We start from the raw sequence: 19236 nt of genomic DNA, 5'->3' as shown, positions 1-19236 counted from the left end.
GGCGCTGTGTCTGGTCCCAACACGTCATACGATCCCGTCGAGGTGGCCGCTCTCGACCCCGCAGCCATCGAGCAAGCCGTCCAGGACGCGCTGAGTGCCTTTGCCGGCGCCGCGACCCTGGACGATCTGAAGGCTGCTCGCACGGCGCACACAAGCGACAAAAGCCCACTCGCGCTTGCCAATCGGGAGATCGGCGCGCTGCCACCATCGGCGAAGGCGGAGGCCGGCAAGCGGGTCGGTCAGGCACGCGGCAAGGTCAACGCCGCGTTGGCTAGGCGGCAGGCCGAGCTGGAGATCGAACGCGACGAGCGCATCCTGGTCGAGGAGGCCGTCGACGTCACGATGGTGCCCGGACGGCGCCCGCTCGGGCGGCGTCATCCGGTCGACCTGATGGGCGAACGGATCGCCGACCTCCTCGTCGGGATGGGCTGGGAGATCGCCGAGGGGCCTGAGGTCGAGGCCGAGTGGTTCAACTTCGACGCGCTCAACTTCGACGTCGACCACCCGGCTCGGCAGATGCAGGACACCTTCTACATCGCGCCGGAGGACAGCGGGCTCGTGCTGCGCACGCACACCTCACCGGTTCAGGCGCGCTCGCTGCTCGAGCGCGGTGTGCCGCTGTATGTCGGGTGCATCGGCCGCGTCTACCGCACTGACGACCTGGACGCGACACACATGCCCGCGTTCCATCAGATCGAGGGCCTGGCTGTCGATAAGGGCATCACGATGGCGCACTTGAAGGGCACCCTCGACCGGATGGCGAGTGAGCTTTTCGGCGAAGGCATCACCACCCGCCTGCGCCCGTCGTTCTTCCCGTTCACCGAGCCGTCGGCCGAGATGGACCTGCGCTGTTTCGTATGCCGTGGCGAGAACCCCGACTGCCGGTCGTGCAGCGGCACCGGCTGGATCGAGTGGGGTGGCTGCGGCATGGTCAACCGAAATGTGTTGCGAGCGTGCGGAATCGACCCCGATGTCTACTCCGGGTTCGCGTTCGGCATGGGCATCGACAGGGCATTGCAGTTCCGCACCGGACAGTCGGACATGCGGGAGCTGATCGAGGGCGACGTGCGTTTCGACACACAGTTCGGGATGGAGATCTGATGCGGATTCCGTTGGATTGGCTGGGGGAGTATGTCGAGCTGCCGGCCGGGACCGGTGGCGCGGACGTCGCTGCTGCGCTGGTGCGCGTCGGGCTGGAGGAAGAGGGCCTGCACGGCGGCGAGGTGACCGGACCGCTGGTGGTGGGCCGGGTGCTCACCAAGGAGCCGGAGGAGCAGAAGAACGGCAAGACCATCAACTGGTGCACCGTCGACGTCGGCGCTGCCAACGGCACCGGGGAGCCGCAGGGTATCGTGTGCGGTGCGCACAACTTCGAGGTCGGTGACCTCGTCGTCACGGTGCTGCCGGGCGCGGAACTCCCTGGTGGCTTTGCGATCTCGGCTCGCAAGACCTACGGGCACGTGTCCGCCGGGATGATCTGCGCTGCCGACGAGCTCGGCCTTCCGGACGACGGGTCGGGCGGGATCATCCGACTGGCCGATCGGCTGCCAGGGGCGCAGCTGGAGCCGGGGCAGGACGCCATACCGCTGCTCGGGCTGGATCGCGAGACCGTCGAGATCAACGTCACGCCGGACCGCGGCTACTGCTTCGCCATACGAGGTGTGGCGCGGGAGTTCGCCCTGTCGGAGGGGATCGACTTCACCGACCCGGCTGCCGCGCTGGCCGCTGCCGCACCTGCCGCCAACAACGATGGCCATGAGGTGCGCGTCGAGGACGACGCTCCGCTGCGGGACGTCGTGGGTTGCGATCGTTTCGTCGCCCGCGTGGTGCGCGGTGTCGACGTCGCAGCACCGACCCCCGGCTGGATGGCGACACGACTCACCGAGGCCGGCATGCGCCCGATCTCGTTGCCGGTCGACATCACCAACTACGTCATGCTCGGACTCGGGCAACCGCTGCACGCCTACGACCTGGCCACGGTCGAAGGCCCGATCGTCGTACGCCGCGCACGTCCCGGCGAGAAGGTGAAAACCCTTGACGGATCGGAGCGTTCGCTCTTCGCCGAGGACCTCCTGATCACCGATGGCGGCGAGCGAGGGCTCGGCATCGCCGGCGTCATGGGCGGCTTCGACTCCGAGGTGAGTGACGCCACGACAGACGTGCTGATCGAGGGCGCGCACTTCGACCCGATCACCGTCGCGCGCTCGGCTCGCCGGCACAAGCTGCCCTCCGAGGCGTCCAGGCGCTTCGAGCGCGGCGTCGACTCAGCACTCGCACCCGCTGCCGTCGAGCTAGTGGTGCAGTTGCTCGTCGAGTTCGGTGGCGGCACGGCCGACTCCGGCGTCACCGACCTGGACAACACTCCCGCGATGCCGGTGATCAGTTTCGACCCGGCTCTGGCCTCGCAGCTGGTCGGCATGACCTACGACGAGGAGCAAGTGGCACGGGTGCTGCACGACGTCGGCTGTGCGATCGACCGCGGCGCGACGCCGTGGTCGGTGACCCCGCCGTCCTGGCGACCGGACCTGCACACCGGGCCGGACCTGGTCGAGGAAGTAGCCCGTGTCGTCGGGTACGACCAGATCCCGTCCATCCTTCCAACGCCACCTGGTGGCCGTGGCCTGACCCACGATCAGCAGTCCCGTCGGATGGTCACCAATGTCCTTGCGGCACAAGGCTTTTGCGAGATCTGGTCGGCGCCGTTCGTCTCCGACGAGCGTCACCAGGCACTGGGCTACTCGGTGGAAGCCGCGCGCGCGAGGACCGTGCGGATCGCGAATCCGTTGTCCGAGGAGCAGCCGCTGATGCGGATCTCCGTCCTGTCGACCATGGTCGACGCGCTGAAGCGCAACGTCGCCCGTGGGAGCAAAGACGTGGCGCTCTTCGAGCAGGGTCTGGTCATCGCGCTCGACGCGCCGCAGGTGCAGGCGCCGTCCTCGCCGGTGGGGGTCCTGCCCGCGCCGGAACTGCTCGACCGGATCCGCGCAGCCGTGCCGCCGCAGCCGCGACATCTCGGCCTGCTGATGACCGGTGAGGTCGCCCGCAGCGGATGGTGGGGTAGCGGCCGGCAGACGGACTGGAGCGACGCGATCGCCGCGGTGCGTGGCGTTGCCGAGGCACTCGCCGTGCCGGTGCAGGTGGCGGCCGACGACGTGGCGCCATACCACCCGGGGCGTTGTGCACGGTTCACGCTGGCCGACGGGACCCTCGTCGGACATGCCGGCGAGCTGCACCCGAAGGTCGTTCAGCAACTCGGCCTGCCGGACCGCACCGTCGGCGCCGAGATCGATCTGGATGTCCTGATCGCGGCGAGCGTCGAGCCGGTCGCTTCGGCGCCGATCAGCACGATGCCGCATGCCAGCAGTGACGTGGCGCTCGTGGTCGACCGCGGCGTCACCGCCGCGGCGGTGGAGGCCGCGCTGCGGGAGGGCGCTGGACCGCTGCTGGAGACGATCCAGTTGTTCGATGCCTACCAGGGTGACCAGGCGGGCGAGGGCAAGAAGTCGCTGGCCTACCGGATGGGTTTTCGAGCGGCCGACCGCACGCTGAAGACCGAAGAGGTCAACGCCGCCCGAGACGCAGCCGTCGCTGCGGCCGGCAAAGCGACCGGGGCGGCACAACGCGCCTGACAACACCCAGCATGACTATGCGCGGGCGTGTATAGTCATGCAGGTGTTGTCTGTAGCCGTCGCCGGAGCCAGTGGCTATGCCGGTGGAGAGATCCTTCGTCTGTTGATCGGGCACCCCGAGGTGACGATCGGCGCCGTGACGGCAGCCTCGTCCGCGGGTGACCCGTTGGGCCGGCACCATCCGAACCTGACGCCATTGGCCGAGCGGGTGCTGCAGGCCACCAGCTCCGAGACGCTGGCCGGTCACGACGTTGTTTTTCTCGCCCTGCCGCACGGTGCGTCTGCTGCGCTGGCACGGCAGCTGCCGGATGACGTGACGATCATCGATTGCGGTGCTGACTTCCGGCTGACCGACCCGGCCGCCTGGCAGGAGTTCTACGGCTCCGAGCACGCCGGCAGCTGGGCCTACGGGCTGCCCGAGCTCATGGTCGAAGCTGGCAAGAAGCAGCGTGCCCAGCTGACGGGTGCGACACACATCGCGGTGCCGGGTTGTTACCCCACCGCCTCCTCACTCGCGCTGGCACCGGCGTTCGCGGCCGGGCTCGCGACAGGGGACGTGGTCATCGTTGCGGCCAGTGGCACCTCCGGCGCCGGCAAATCACTGAAGCCACACCTGCTCGCGGCCGAGGCCATGGGCTCGATGAGTCCGTATGGCGTGGGCGGCAGCCACCGACATACGCCCGAGATCGAGCAGAACCTCTCCCGCGCAAATGGAGATTCGGTGGCGGTGTCCTTCACTCCGACCCTCGCGCCGATGCCGCGCGGCATCCTGGCGACGTGCTCGGCGAGGGTGGCGCCGGGCACGACCACGGCTCAGGCGCGGACCGTGTATGCCGAGGCGTATGACGCCGAGCCCTTCGTGCACGTGCTGCCCGAGGGTGTGTGGCCGACGACCGGGGCGGTGCTCGGCTCCAACAACGTCCAGGTGCAGGTGACCGTCGACGAGCGGGTCGGCCGGCTGATCGTGGTGGCTGCGATCGACAACCTCACCAAAGGCACCGGCGGGGGAGCCGTGCAGTGCCTCAACCTGTCATGCGGATTCGACGAGCAACTCGGCCTACCGACGACCGGAGTGGCTCCGTGACACCTGTCGAGGTCGCACGCCCCTACCCAGCCAAAGGAGCCAAACAATGAGCGTGACTGCAGCACAAGGGTTTCGGGCCGCGGGAGTGATCGCCGGGCTGAAGCCGAGCGGGAAGTCCGACCTGGCGGTCGTCGTCAACGACGGGCCCGCCCACGTAGCAGCCGCGGTCTTCACCAGTAACCGGGTCGAAGCGGCTCCGGTGACCTGGTCGCGTCAGGTCGTGAGCGACGGCCGCGTCGATGCGGTGATCCTCAACTCCGGTGGCGCCAACGCGATTACCGGTGCCCAGGGTTTCGCCGACACGCACGCGACTGCCGAGCACCTGGCGGCGTCGGTCGGGCTGTCGGCAGGCGATGTCGTCGTCTGTTCGACAGGCCTGATCGGCGAGTTGTTGCCCATGCCGAAGCTGCTGGCAGGAGCCGACGAAGCGGTCAAAACGCTGTCGGCAGAAGGGGTTCGGCCGCGGCGCAGGCAATCATGACCACCGACACAGTGGCCAAGCAGTCCGTCGTGACACAGGACGGCTGGACCGTCGGCGGTATGGCGAAGGGCGCGGGCATGCTTGCACCGTCGCTCGCGACGATGCTGGTGGTCATCACCACCGACGCGGTCATCGACGCGTCGGATGCTGACGAGGCGCTCCGCGCAGTAACGGCAACGACTTTCGACCGGATCGACTCCGATGGGTGCCAGTCGACCAACGACACGGTGCTGCTGATGGCCTCCGGCGCATCCGGTGTGCAACCGGACAAGACGAAGTTCGGCGTGGCACTGGCCCAGGTGTGCGCCGATCTCGCGCAGCAACTGATCGGCGACGCCGAGGGCGCGGCACACGACATCGAGATCGAGGTCGTACACGCCGCAGATCTGGACGATGCCCTGGAAGTCGGCCGGTCCATCGCCCGCAACAACCTCTTCAAGTGTGCGATCTTCGGCCAGGATCCCAACTGGGGGCGCATCCTGGCCGCGGTCGGTACGACGAAGGCAGCCTTCGAACCGCATCGACTTGCGGTGTCGATCAACGGAATTCAGGTATGTCGCGACGGTGGCGTCGGCGAGGATCGGTCCCTCGTCGACCTCGCCGGGCGCAAGGTGCACATCGTGGTCGACCTCGCCGCGGGCGAGCACACCGCCACGATCTGGACCAATGACCTCACACACGACTACGTCCACGAGAACTCGGCCTATTCGACATGAAAACCCACCCCACCAAGACACCCCACGAAGTCCTCCCTCCTTCGTCGTCCGGTACTTCGCAGGGACCCCGTCAGTACTCCCTCGTTCCTCGCTCGCTACTTCGCGGGGGCCCCGAGTGAAGCGCGTACCAACAGACCTGGCCGGCGCAGCGGTCAAGGCGACCACCCTGGTCCAGGCGCTGCCCTGGCTCGAACGCTTCCGCGGAGCACTTGTCGTGATCAAGTACGGCGGCAACGCCATGATCGACGACGAGCTCAAGGCTGCCTTCGCCCAGGACGTGGCCTTCCTGCGTTACGCGGGCCTCCGGCCGGTCGTCGTGCACGGTGGCGGCCCGCAGATCCAGCGGATGCTCGACCGGCTCGACATCGCGTCGGAGTTCAAGGGCGGCCTGCGTGTCACATCGACCGAAGCGATGGACGTCGTGCGAATGGTGTTGACCGGGCAGGTGTCCCGCGAACTCGTCGGGCTGATCAACCAGCACGGTCCCCTGGCGGTCGGGATGTCGGGCGAGGACGGGGCGCTCTTCGGCGCCCGCCGTCGTGGCGCGGTCGTCGACGGCGAGACTGTCGACATCGGCCACGTCGGTGACGTCGTCACGGTCAATCCCGCGGCGGTGCAGGACCTGCTGGATGCCGGCCGGATTCCGGTCGTGTCCTCGGTCGCCCCCGATGTCGACGTCGAGGGCGAGGTGCTCAACGTGAACGCCGACACCGCTGCCGCGGCACTCGCAGTGGCGCTCGGCGCGCTCAAGCTGGTTGTGCTGACCGATGTCGAGGGCGTGTATGCCGACTGGCCCGATCGCGACAGCCTGCTCAGCTCGTTGCCGGTGAGCCAGGCCGAGGATCTGATGGGCCGGGTCGACGCAGGGATGGTGCCGAAACTCGAAGCGTGCGTGCGCGCCATACGCGGGGAGTGCCGCAGGCCCACGTCGTCGACGGGCGGTCACCACACTCCATCCTGCTGGAGATCTTCACCGACGACGGCATCGGCACGATGGTCCTCCCCGACGACACCAACGAACGGAAGGCACCATGACCACGAACAGCGAATGGTTGCAACGGTATTCGGACAGCGTGCTCGGAGTCTTCGGCACGCCGCCGATCGTGCTGGACCACGGCGACGGGTGCTACGTCTGGGACGTCGACGGTCGCCGCTACCTCGACCTGGTCGGCGGCATCGCGGTCAACGCACTCGGTCATGGGCACCCCGCACTGGTGGCCGCCGTGTCCAAGCAGGTCGCCGAGGCGGTGCACATCTCCAACCTGTTCACTTCACCCGGTCAGATCCGGCTCGCGGAGCGTCTGCTGGAGGTCGCCGGCGCACCGGACGGATCGCGCGTGTTCTTCGGCAACTCCGGCGCCGAGGCCATGGAAGCCGCGATCAAGCTCGCCCGTCGTACCTGCCGCACCGGCATCGTCGCTGCCGAGCACGCCTTCCACGGCCGCACGACCGGCGCCCTCGCGCTGACCCACAAGGCCGCCTATCGCGAGCCGTTCGAGCCCTTGCTGCCCGGCGTCGTGCATGTTCCGTATGACGATGTCGAGGCGTTGCGCGAGGCGGTCGACGAGACGACCAGTGCAGTCGTACTCGAGCCGGTTCAGGGCGAAGCCGGCGTCATCGCACCATCGATCGACTTCTTGCAACAGGCACGCGAAATCACCACGGCCGCAGGCGCTTTGCTGATCATCGACGAGATCCAGACCGGCATCGGGCGCACCGGTCGCTGGTTCGGCTTCCAGCACGCCGGCATCGTTCCTGACGCGATCACCATCGCCAAAGGGCTGGGTGGTGGCGTTCCGATCGGCGCGATGATCACCTTCGGCCCAGAGGTGTCGAGGCTCCTTACCGCCGGCCAGCACGGTACAACGTTCGGCGGTAACCCGTTGGCCGCCGCGGCCGGGCTCGCGGTGTTGGACACGATCGAGCAGGACGGTCTGCTGGCTCACGCCCAACGCATGGGCAGGCATCTTGCGGAGACAGTCGATGCTGCGCACATCCCGCACGTGACCGGAGTTCGTGGACAGGGGTTGCTGCGTGCGATCGTCTTCGATGCCCCGATCAGTGCCGGCGTGGCCGTCGCGGCCCGCAACGCCGGGGTGATCATCAATCCCGTTGCGCCCGAGGCGATTCGACTGGCGCCGCCGCTCGTCATACAAGCTGAGCAGCTGGACGATTTCGTCGCAGCGCTCCCCGATTTCGTCAAGGAGGCGACTAGCGCATGACCCGACACTTCCTGCGGGACGACGACCTGACACCCGCCGAGCAGGCCACCGTGCTCGACCGCGCAGCCGAGCTCAAGGCAGATCACTTCGCGCGACGCCCGCTCGAGGGGCCGCGAGCCGTGGCGCTCATCTTCGACAAGCCGACCCTGCGCACGCAGCTGTCGTTCACCGTCGGCGTTGCCGAACTCGGTGGCCACCCGATGGTGGTCGACGGCAACCTCGCGCAAATCGGCTCGCGTGAATCGATCGCGGACGTGACGAGGGTGATCGAGAGACAGGTCGCCGCGATCGTATGGCGCACCTACGAGCAGTCCCGCATCGACGAGATGGCGGCGAACTCCGGTGTGCCAGTTGTGAATGCGCTGACCGACGATTTCCACCCGTGCCAGATCCTGGCAGACCTGCTGACCATCCGCGAGCACAAGGGCGAGCTTGCCGGCCTGACCATGACGTATGTCGGTGACGGCGCGAACAACATGGCGCACTCCTACCTGCTCGGTGGGGCGACCGCCGGAATGCAGGTGCGTATCGGTGCACCGGCCACGCATCAACCGCGCGCGGACATTCTGCAGCGAGCGAGTGAGATTGCCGGCCAGACCGGCGGGGCGGTGCTCGTCACCGACGACCCGGTTGCGGCAGTCCTCGACGCGGACGTCGTCATCACTGACACGTGGGTGTCGATGGGCCAGGAGGCCGAGGCGGGGGACCGCAAGGGCGACGAGAGCCCCTTCACCAAGTTCGCGGTCGACAGCGCATTGGTCGGCCACGCCGCCCAGGACGCGATCGTCATGCACTGCCTGCCGGCTTATCGCGGCTTCGAGATCAGTGGTGAGGTCATCGACGGTCCGCAGTCCGTCGTGTGGGACGAGGCCGAGAACAGGCTGCACGCGCAAAAGGCCATCCTGTCGTTCCTGCTCGAATCATGATGCGCCGCAACCGAATCGGCGACCTCGGATGACCAACGACAGTCCGCTGGCGTCGAATCGGACAGCCCGCCAGCAACGGATCGTCGAGGTCCTGACTCGCGAGTCGGTCGGCTCGCAGGCATCTCTGGCACAACGCCTGAAGGCCGACGGCATACAGGTCACCCAAGCAACCCTGTCCCGAGACTTGCTCGAGCTCGGCGCCGTGAAGGTGCGCCACGGCCGGCAACTCGTGTATGCCGTGCCCGGCGAGGGCGGCAACCGAACCCTTGTCAGCGGAGTCGACGGCCTCGATACACAGACAGACGCTCGTCTGCGACGCATCTGCGCCGAACTGCTGGTCGCAGCGACCGTCTCGGGCAACCTCGTGGTGCTGCGAACCCCGCCCGGCGCCGCGAACTTCCTCGCTTCCGCGATCGACCATGCCGATCTGCCGCACGTCCTCGGCACGATCGCCGGAGATGACACGATTCTGATCATCGCCGTCGATGGCCAGGCCGTCCCGGTGAGCGACCATCTGCTGGAGCTGGCCGGCGCAGGATGAGCGACCTGCTGACTACTACCCCCGTACCGATGACCAGTGAGAGTGAGCACTCCGTGACCGACGCCGAACAACGACTCAGCCTGTGGGGCGGCCGATTCGCAGGAGGCCCTGCGGACGCATTGGCCGCACTGTCGAAGTCGACCCATTTCGACTGGCGCCTGGCGCCATACGACATTGCCGGCTCGAAGGCGCACGCGCGCGTGCTGCATGCGGCGGGCCTGCTCGACGAGGCAACAGCCAGCGCCATGCTCGGTGCGCTGGATCAGTTGGCCGCGGACGTCATGGACGGCACCTTCACCCCAGCGCAGGATGACGAGGACGTCCATACCGCGCTTGAGCGTGGCTTGATCGAGCGTGCGGGCGCGGATGTCGGCGGTCGGCTGCGTGCCGGCCGCTCGCGCAACGATCAGGTTGCCACCCTGTTCCGGATGTACCTGCGTGATCACGCACGCCTGGTGGCCGGGCTGCTGCTCGACGTCGTCGACGCGCTCATCGCGCAGGCCGGCGAACATCTCGAGGTGGCGATGCCGGGTCGCACGCACCTGCAACACGCACAGCCGGTGCTGCTCGCGCACCACCTGCTGGCGCATGCCTGGCCGCTGCTGAGGGACGTCGAGCGCTTTCGCGACTGGGACCGTCGCACCGACGAATCGCCATACGGCTCAGGTGCACTCGCCGGATCATCGTTGGGACTCGACCCAGGTGCTGTGGCGAAGGATCTTGGGTTCAGCACCTCCACCCGCAACTCGATCGACGGCACGGCCGGCCGCGACTTCGTCGCCGAGTTCTCCTTCGTGTCGGCCATGTCGGCGGTGGACATCTCGCGCTTCGCCGAGGAGGTGGTTCTCTGGGCGACCAAGGAGTTCTCCTTCGTCACGCTGGACGACGCGTTCTCGACCGGGTCGAGCATCATGCCGCAGAAGAAGAATCCGGACGTCGCCGAGCTCGCGCGCGGCAAGGCGGGCCGCCTTGTCGGCGACCTGGCCGGCCTGATGACGACGCTGAAGGCACTGCCGCTGGCCTACAACCGAGACCTGCAGGAGGACAAGGAGCCGGTGTTCGACGCGATCGACACCCTCGAGGTGCTGCTCCCGGCGTTCTCCGGCATGGTCGCGACCCTGACCTTCCACCCGGACCGGCTGAACTCCCTTGCCCCGCAAGGCTTTGCGCTCGCTACCGACATCGCCGAGTGGTTGGTCAAGCAAGGGGTGCCGTTCCGCGTGGCCCACGAGGTCGCGGGGGAGTGCGTTCGGGTCTGCGAGTCGCGTGACATCGAGCTGTGGGACCTGTCCGACGACGACCTGGCGACCATCAACCCGGCGCTGACGCCGGAGGTTCGCTCCGTGCTCAGCGTCGAGGGATCCCTGGCATCTCGCGACGGCGTCGGTGGCACGGCGCCGGTACGTGTGGCGGAGCAGCTGCAGCAAGCCCGGGATGCGTCCGCCGCCGCTCGACCCTGGGCCGTGGCGGAGATCGATTTCCCCAGCGAGTCCGCTGACCGCATCCGCGCCGCGGGTCGAGTGCTGCGAAGGGCTTCGAGGGGGAGATCTGCAACACTTCGGCCGTGGCGATGATTGTGCAGTTGGTCGGTCCCCCAGCCTGTGGCAAGCGCACGATCGGCGCTATCATCGCGAAACGGACCGGGGCCGCTCTCATCGACAACCACCTGATCAACGATCCGGTCTTCACCGCGCTCGGGGTGAACGGTGTCGGAAGCCTGCATCCGCAGGCGATCCCGATGGCCGGGCGAGTGCGACAGATCGTTCACGAAGCCGTGCTTGCGGCACCGCCGGGGACGTCCCACATCTTCACCAACTGGCTGGTCGACACACCGGAAGACGCGTTCGCCGGTCAGGAGATCCGTGCGCTGGCGGCGGCTCGAGACGCTTCGTTCTTCCCCGTGTGGCTGACCTGTGCCCCCGATCAGATCCGGCACCGACTGACGCTGCCGGATCGCGCGGTCCGCAACAAGCTGCGTGACCCGTCCCGCGTGGACGACATTCTGGCTCAGGGCATCGCACCAGCCCCGGACGACGCTCTCCGGCTCGAGACCACCGATCTCGACGCTGACACCGCCGCCGGCGAGATCCTGGCCTGGGTCGATGCGCACCACTGAACCGTTCGCCACGGCGCACCGACTCCTCGGGGCGCACCTGATCGGGCGAGGCGTCACCGTCCGGATCACCGAGGTCGAGGCGTATGACGGGGCGAACGACCCCGGCTCGCACGCATTCCGTGGCCGTACGCCGCGCAACGAGATCATGTTCGGTCCGGCAGGTCACCTCTACTGCTATTTCAGCTACGGCATGCACACCTGTTGCAACTATGTCTGCGGACCCGATGGCAGAGCTGCCGCGGTGCTGTTGCGCGCGGGCGAGGCGCTCGACGGTGTCGAGTTGGCGCGCGAACGCAGGAACGTCGCAGCGGATCGGAACCTCGCCCGGGGGCCTGCCTGCCTGACACAGGCGCTCGGCATCGAGCTCGGTGACAACGGAACAGCCCTGCACGACGATGCTTCGCCGGTGCGCGTGGAGTGGTGTGTTTTGTTGCCGGAGAAGTCGATCCGGTCGGGTCCGCGAGTCGGTGTCAGCGGCCCGGGTGGGGATGGCGCGTCATACCCCTGGCGCTTCTGGATCGACGGCGACCCGACGGTTTCCGCGTATCGCGCCGCGAAACCGCGTCGTCGCGCATCGAGTTGATACGGCAGGCTTAACCCTGTCCGGCATCAGCCGAGGGGCACAACCGAGAGGACGGAACACATCGTGAGCGAGATCTTCGACGAGCTGCAGTGGCGTGGCTTGGTGGCGCAGACCACCGACCTGGAGTCACTGCGCGTTGCTCTTCGTAGTGGGCCGCTGACCATGTATGTCGGGTTCGACCCGTCCGCCGACTCGTTGCACATCGGCAACCTGGTGCAGCTGATCGTCGCCCGCAAGATGCAACGTGCCGGGCACCGCGTGTTGTGCCTGGTCGGCGGTTCCACCGGACTGATCGGCGACCCGAAGCCCGACTCCGAACGCGTCATGCGCAGCAAGGACGAGGTCGCCGCCGCTGTTGCCCTCATCCGCCAGCAGGCGGAGGCGTTGCTCGACTTCGACGGCGACAACCCGGCGATGATGGTCAATAACCTGGACTGGACCGAGCCGATATCCGCGCTGGACTTCCTACGTGACTACGGAAAGCACTTCCGGGTCAACGCGATGATCAAGAAGGAAGCTGTCGCCCGCCGGCTGAACAGCGACCAAGGGATCAGCTACACGGAGTTCAGCTACCAGATCCTGCAGGGGTTGGACTTCTTGCACCTCTACCGCGCCGAGAGTTGCACACTGCAACTCGGTGGCAGTGATCAGTGGGGCAACCTGCTGGCCGGCGTCGACCTGATCCACTCCGCCGAGGGTGTCTCAGTCCATGCCATGACAACGCCCCTGATCACGGACGCGAGTGGTCGCAAGTACGGCAAGTCGGAGGGCAACGCTCTCTGGCTGAATCCGGACCGTATGTCGCCATACGCCTTCTACCAGTTCTGGATCAACCTCGACGACGCCGACGTGATCGACAAGATGCGGGTCTTCACCGAGCAGGACGAGGCTGCGATTGCGGACTTCGCGCGTCAGGTCGCCGACGAGCCGTTCCGCCGGGCGGCGCAAAAGGCGCTGGCTCAGGAAATGACGACGCTGGTGCACGGCGCGGACGCGACCGCGGCGGTGCAAGCGGCGTCCGAGGCTCTCTTCGGCAAGGGGGATGTCTCCGCTCTCGATGCCCGCACGTTGCAGGACGCCACAGCGGAGCTGCCGGGGGCGGAGATAACACCTGGCACGACCATCGTCGACGCGTTGATCGCGGTCGGCATCGCCGACTCGCGGAATGCCGCTCGCCGGCTGATCGGTGAGGGTGGTGTCTCAGTCAACAACGTGAAGGTCGCCGATCCGGAGGCTCTGCTCGGGGGCGACGCGTTCTTGCATGGTCAGGTCGCTCTACTCAAGCGTGGCCGCAAGCACCTGGCAGCGGCCCGACTCGCCGCGTGACGGGTCGGCTCCATCCGGTCGAAAACGGCGGGATGGAGCCGATTTGCATGTCCGGGCATGCGCTGGGTAGTGTCTCTCCTCGCGCCTCGGCACCGAGCGCACAACGACGGAAGTCGATGTGCACGAGGTCACGGGCGCAGGGTCCACCCTCAAGTTGCCGGCAGCAGCCGACTCAGGTAAGGTTGATCCTCGTTGCCAGGGAGGCACGGACACCGCAGGCGAGAGCCTCGGCGGCCGGTCCCAGAGCAGCAAATCCACTCCTTCTGATCGATCTGATCGCTTTTGGTTCGCCAAAAACATCGATTTGGAAAGACACCGGAGAGAGTGTTAAGTTTTAAAAGCCCCCGGAGCTAAGCAAGAAAAGCGGAGCAAAAGGGTGCAGTCGTTTTTTGAGAATTCAACAGCGTGTCGAATGATTGATGCCAATTGTTTGTTGGTTTGATCGTTTTTGTAGCATTTTTTGCTCTTGATCGATTTTTGCCAGTTTTGGATTCTTTTTTGGAGAGTTTGATCCTGGCTCAGGACGAACGCTGGCGGCGTGCTTAACACATGCAAGTCGAACGATGATGCTCCAGCTTGCTGGGGTGGATTAGTGGCGAACGGGTGAGTAACACGTGAGTAACCTGCCTTTCACTTTGGGATAAGCCTTGGAAACGGGGTCTAATACCGGGTATACACATATTGTCGCATGGTGGTGTGTGGAAAGCTTTTGTGGTGGAAGATGGACTCGCGGCCTATCAGCTTGATGGTGGGGTAGTGGCCTACCATGGCTTTGACGGGTAGCCGGCCTGAGAGGGTGACCGGCCACACTGGGACTGAGACACGGCCCAGACTCCTACGGGAGGCAGCAGTGGGGAATATTGCACAATGGGCGGAAGCCTGATGCAGCGACGCCGCGTGGGGGATGAAGGCTTTCGGGTCGTAAACTCCTTTCAGCAGGGACGAAGCTTTTGTGACGGTACCTGCAGAAGAAGCACCGGCTAACTACGTGCCAGCAGCCGCGGTAATACGTAGGGTGCGAGCGTTGTCCGGAATTATTGGGCGTAAAGAGCTTGTAGGCGGTTTGTCGCGTCTGCCGTGAAAGCCCAGGGCTTAACCCTGGGTCTGCGGTGGGTACGGGCAGACTAGAGTGTGGTAGGGGAGACTGGAATTCCTGGTGTAGCGGTGAAATGCGCAGATATCAGGAGGAACACCGATGGCGAAGGCAGGTCTCTGGGCCACTACTGACGCTGAGAAGCGAAAGCATGGGGAGCAAACAGGATTAGATACCCTGGTAGTCCATGCCGTAAACGTTGGGAACTAGGTGTGGGCCTCATTCCACGAGGTCCGTGCCGTAGCTAACGCATTAAGTTCCCCGCCTGGGGAGTACGGCCGCAAGGCTAAAACTCAAAGGAATTGACGGGGGCCCGCACAAGCGGCGGAGCATGCGGATTAATTCGATGCAACGCGAAGAACCTTACCAAGGCTTGACATACACCGGAATGTGCCAGAGATGGTGCAGCCTTCGGGCTGGTGTACAGGTGGTGCATGGTTGTCGTCAGCTCGTGTCGTGAGATGTTGGGTTAAGTCCCGCAACGAGCGCAACCCTCGTTCCATGTTGCCAGCACGTAATGGTGGGGACTCATGGGAGACTGCCGGGGTCAACTCGGAGGAAGGTGGGGATGACGTCAAATCATCATGCCCCTTATGTCTTGGGCTTCACGCATGCTACAATGGCTGGTACAGAGGGTTGCGATACCGTGAGGTGGAGCGAATCCCTTAAAACTGGTCTCAGTTCGGATTGGGGTCTGCAACTCGACCCCATGAAGTTGGAGTCGCTAGTAATCGCAGATCAGCAACGCTGCGGTGAATACGTTCCCGGGCCTTGTACACACCGCCCGTCAAGTCACGAAAGTCGGTAACACCCGAAGCCGGTGGCCCAACCCTTGTGGGGGAGCCGTCGAAGGTGGGATTGGCGATTGGGACTAAGTCGTAACAAGGTAGCCGTACCGGAAGGTGCGGCTGGATCACCTCCTTTCTAAGGAGCATTAACACTCTTCATCACCGACTGTGTGGTGGGGTGGCTCATGGGTGGAATCATCAATCATAATGCTTGGCACATGTGTGTTGGGCCGGCGGAGTACGAGCAGTGCCTCTTTTTGGGGTGGTGTTGTGGAAATGTTGGTTGAGCGTGGGTGTGTGGGGTGTCGACACGTTGTTGGGTCCTGAGGAAACGACTCTTTTTCCGCCGTCGATCGAGTGATCGTGTTGGTGGTGGGGAAGGTGGGTTGGTTTTCTTGGTGCTGCCCGTCATTGCAGGCCCGTGTGTGGTTTGTGGTGGTGGTGTTGGTGTGTTGTTTGAGAATTGTATAGTGGACGCGAGCATCTTTGTAGTTTTTAAGAATTTTACTGGTTTTTGTGTAAGTTTTTAAGGGCGCATGGTGGATGCCTTGGCATCAGGAACCGATGAAGGACGTAGTAATCTGCGATAAGCCTCGGGGAGCCGATAAACGGGCTGTGATCCGAGGGTTTCCGAATGGGGGAACCCCGCACCAGTTATGTGGTGTGACCCGTATCTGAATACATAGGGTACGTGGAGGGAACGTGGGGAAGTGAAACATCTCAGTACCCACAGGAAGAGAAAACAAAAGTGATTCCGTGAGTAGTGGCGAGCGAAAGCGGATCAGGCTAAACCATGGTTGTGTGATACCTGTCAGGGGTTGCAGTCATGGGGTTGTGGGATTTTGTCGTACCGTGTCTGACAGTGCGGTGGCGTGATGGTGTGCGTGTAGTCGAATCAGTGGTGAGTGCTGAACCGTAGAGGGTGGGAGTCCCGTAGGCGAAATGCGTAACACGGCGTTTGATGGAACACCCAAGTAGCACGGGGCTCGAGAAATCTCGTGTGAATCTGCCAGGACCACCTGGTAAGCCTAAATATTCCCTGATGACCGATAGCGGACTAGTACCGTGAGGGAAAGGTGAAAAGTACCCCGGGAGGGGAGTGAAATAGTACCTGAAACCATGCGCTTACAATCCGTCAGAGCTGGCCTGTGGGCTGGTGATGGCGTGCCTTTTGAAGAATGAGCCTGCGAGTTAGTGCTCAGTGGCGAGGTTAACCCGTGTGGGGAAGCCGTAGCGAAAGCGAGTCCGAATAGGGCGTCAGAGTCGCTGGGTCTAGACCCGAAGCGGAGTGATCTACCCATGGCCAGGTTGAAGCGACGGTAAGACGTCGTGGAGGACCGAACCCACTTAGGTTGAAAACTGAGGGGATGAGCTGTGGGTAGGGGTGAAAGGCCAATCAAACTCCGTGATAGCTGGTTCTCCCCGAAATGCATTTAGGTGCAGCGTTGCGTGTTTCTTGCCGGAGGTAGAGCTACTGGATGGCTGATGGGCCTCACCAGGTTACTGACGTCAGCCAAACTCCGAATGCCGGTAAGTGAAGCGTGGCAGTGAGACTGCGGGGGATAAGCTTCGTAGTCGAGAGGGAAACAGCCCAGATCACCAGCTAAGGTCCCTAAGCGTGTGCTAAGTGGAAAAGGATGTGGAGTTGCTGTGACAACCAGGAGGTTGGCTTAGAAGCAGCCACCCTTTAAAGAGTGCGTAATAGCTCACTGGTCAAGTGATTCCGCGCCGACAATGTAGCGGGGCTCAAGCACACCACCGAAGCTGTGGCAATCGCACAATACCCTAGCAAGAGCCTTCGGGTTGTTGTTCAGGGGTGTGGTTGGGTAGGGGAGCGTCGTGTCACCAGCGAAGCGGCGGCGTGAGCCAGTCGTGGAGGTGACACGAGTGAGAATGCAGGCATGAGTAGCGAATGACGGGCGAGAAACCCGTCCGCCGAATAACCAAGGGTTCCAGGGTCAAGCTAATCTGCCCTGGGTAAGTCGGGACCTAAGGCGAGGCCGACAGGCGTAGTCGATGGACATCCGGTTGATATTCCGGAACCGGCGAAGGACCGCCCATATTGAATCAGGGGATGCTAACCACCCGAACCACCGTGACTGTCAGCCTTCGGGTTGATGGCGTGTGTGGGGAGCGTGGGACCCTATCTTGTAGTAGATAAGCGATGGAGTGACGCAGGAAGGTAGCCTCCGCGGGGCGATGGTTGTCCCCGTCCAAGCGTGCGAGCCGACTGGTAGGTAAATCCGCTGGTCATGAGGCTGAGGCGTGATGGTGACCACGTAATGTGGGAAGTAGGGTGATCCTATGCTGCCAAGAAAAACTTCTAGCGAGGTTCGAGCCGCCCGTACCCCAAACCGACTCAGGTGGTTAGGTAGAGAATACCAAGGCGATCGAGTGAATCATGGTTAAGGAATTCGGCAAAATGCCCCCGTAACTTCGGGAGAAGGGGGCCCACTGCCCTGAGACTCTTTACGGGTTAGGGGTGGGGGCCGCAGAGACCAGGGAGAAGCGACTGTTTACTAAAAACACAGGTCCGTGCGAAGAAGTAATTCGATGTATACGGACTGACGCCTGCCCGGTGCTGGAACGTTAAGGGGACCGGTTAATCCACTTGTGGGTGAAGCTGAGAACTTAAGCGCCAGTAAACGGCGGTGGTAACTATAACCATCCTAAGGTAGCGAAATTCCTTGTCGGGTAAGTTCCGACCTGCACGAATGGCGTAACGACTTCTCCACTGTCTCAACCATGAACTCGGCGAAATTGCATTACGAGTAAAGATGCTCGTTACGCGCAGCAGGACGGAAAGACCCCGGGACCTTTACTACAGCTTGGTATTGGTGTTCGGTGCGGCTTGTGTAGGATAGGTGGGAGACTGTGAAGCGCACGCGCCAGCGTGTGTGGAGTCATTGTTGAAATACCACTCTGGTCGTTCTGGGCTCCTAACTTCGGACCATGATCTGGTTCAGGGACAGTGCCTGGTGGGTAGTTTAACTGGGGCGGTTGCCTCCCAAAGGGTAACGGAGGCGCCCAAAGGTTCCCTCAGCCTGGTTGGTAATCAGGTTTTGAGTGTAAGTGCACAAGGGAGCTTGACTGTGAGACAGACATGTCGAGCAGAGACGAAAGTCGGGACTAGTGACCCGACGGTGGCTTGTGGAAGCGCCGTCGCTCAACGGATAAAAGGTACCCCGGGGATAACAGGCTGATCTTGCCCAAGAGCTCATATCGACGGCATGGTTTGGCACCTCGATGTCGGCTCGTCGCATCCTGGGGCTGGAGTAGGTCCCAAGGGTTGGGCTGTTCGCCCATTAAAGCGGTACGCGAGCTGGGTTTAGAACGTCGTGAGACAGTTCGGTCCCTATCCGCTGCGCGCGTAGGAAACTTGAGAAGACCTGTCCCTAGTACGAGAGGACCGGGATGGACGAACCACTGGTGTGTCAGTTGTACTGCCAAGTGCACCGCTGATTAGCTACGTTCGGAAGTGATAACCGCTGAAAGCATCTAAGCGGGAAGCACGCTTCAAGATGAGGTTTCCAACAGGGGTCAACCCTGGTGAGGCTCCCAGCTAGACTACTGGGTTGATAGGCCGGATGTGGAAGCACAGTAATGTGTGGAGCTGACCGGTACTAATAAGCCGATAACTTACCTCAACTTTTTCTTAGAACCCGCAAGGGTACGCGTCCACTATACGATTCTGAAACAACACCCACACAGTGCGGCACAACCCCTACCTG

The 19236-nt window shown here is 63.9% G+C and carries 10 protein-coding genes, 2 rRNA genes and 2 pseudogenes; all 14 read left to right on the top strand.

All coding sequences use genetic code 11. The features are described 5' to 3' along the window. Positions 1-6 precede the first annotated feature (6 nt). Positions 7-1101 (top strand): phenylalanine--tRNA ligase subunit alpha, encoded by a 1095-nt coding sequence (pheS, locus tag ACFQDH_RS19735; RefSeq protein WP_382404082.1) that lies wholly within the window; start codon positions 7-9, stop codon positions 1099-1101. After that, entirely contained in the window at positions 1101-3629 is a 2529-nt protein-coding gene (pheT, locus tag ACFQDH_RS19730; protein ID WP_382404080.1) for a phenylalanine--tRNA ligase subunit beta, read from the top strand. Before pheS ends, pheT begins: the two co-directional genes overlap by 1 nt. Positions 3630-3666: 37 nt before the next feature. Continuing rightward, positions 3667-4713 (top strand): N-acetyl-gamma-glutamyl-phosphate reductase, encoded by a 1047-nt coding sequence (gene argC / locus ACFQDH_RS19725; protein WP_382404079.1) that lies wholly within the window; start codon positions 3667-3669, stop codon positions 4711-4713. Between the two features lie 46 nt (positions 4714-4759). Continuing rightward, positions 4760-5910, top strand: a pseudogene (gene argJ / locus ACFQDH_RS19720) (bifunctional glutamate N-acetyltransferase/amino-acid acetyltransferase ArgJ). Positions 5911-6025: 115 nt separating this feature from the next. Then, positions 6026-6945: pseudogene (argB, locus tag ACFQDH_RS19715) on the top strand (acetylglutamate kinase). Continuing rightward, entirely contained in the window at positions 6942-8132 is a 1191-nt protein-coding gene (locus tag ACFQDH_RS19710) for an acetylornithine transaminase (protein WP_382404078.1), read from the top strand. Before argB ends, ACFQDH_RS19710 begins: the two are co-directional and overlap by 4 nt. Next, positions 8129-9058, top strand: coding sequence for an ornithine carbamoyltransferase (gene argF / locus ACFQDH_RS19705; RefSeq protein ID WP_382404077.1), 930 nt, complete (start codon positions 8129-8131; stop codon positions 9056-9058). The genes ACFQDH_RS19710 and argF overlap by 4 nt, the downstream gene beginning before the upstream one ends. Positions 9059-9086: 28 nt before the next feature. After that, entirely contained in the window at positions 9087-9599 is a 513-nt protein-coding gene (locus ACFQDH_RS19700; RefSeq protein ID WP_382404076.1) for an arginine repressor, read from the top strand. Positions 9600-9628: 29 nt separating this feature from the next. Next, the gene (gene argH, locus ACFQDH_RS19695; protein WP_382404075.1) at positions 9629-11173 is read left to right on the top strand and encodes an argininosuccinate lyase; all 1545 of its coding nucleotides are present in this window, start codon (positions 9629-9631) and stop codon (positions 11171-11173) included. Continuing rightward, positions 11164-11715 carry a P-loop nucleotide/nucleoside kinase family protein gene (locus ACFQDH_RS19690; RefSeq protein ID WP_382404074.1) on the top strand — a complete coding sequence of 184 codons (552 nt, stop codon included), beginning with the start codon at positions 11164-11166 and terminating at the stop codon, positions 11713-11715. Before argH ends, ACFQDH_RS19690 begins: the two co-directional genes overlap by 10 nt. Beyond that, on the top strand, positions 11702-12298 hold the full coding sequence (locus ACFQDH_RS19685; RefSeq protein WP_382404073.1) for a DNA-3-methyladenine glycosylase: 597 nt from the start codon (positions 11702-11704) through the stop codon (positions 12296-12298). Before ACFQDH_RS19690 ends, ACFQDH_RS19685 begins: the two co-directional genes overlap by 14 nt. Before the next feature lie 63 nt (positions 12299-12361). Continuing rightward, a complete protein-coding gene (gene tyrS / locus ACFQDH_RS19680; RefSeq protein ID WP_382404071.1) occupies positions 12362-13624 on the top strand; it encodes a tyrosine--tRNA ligase in 1263 nt (420 codons plus the stop codon). 495 nt (positions 13625-14119) lie between these two features. Next, positions 14120-15641, top strand: a 16S ribosomal RNA gene (locus ACFQDH_RS19675). Positions 15642-16021: 380 nt separating this feature from the next. Continuing rightward, positions 16022-19152, top strand: a 23S ribosomal RNA gene (locus tag ACFQDH_RS19670). Together the 16S and 23S rRNA genes form the textbook arrangement of a ribosomal RNA operon. Positions 19153-19236 lie beyond the last annotated feature (84 nt).

This window comes from Flexivirga alba, from assembly GCF_042661025.1.
Taxonomy (GTDB): domain Bacteria; phylum Actinomycetota; class Actinomycetes; order Actinomycetales; family Dermatophilaceae; genus Flexivirga; species Flexivirga alba.
The sequence above is the reverse complement of the archived record's forward strand: the minus strand, read 5'-3'. Positions and strand labels throughout refer to the sequence as shown.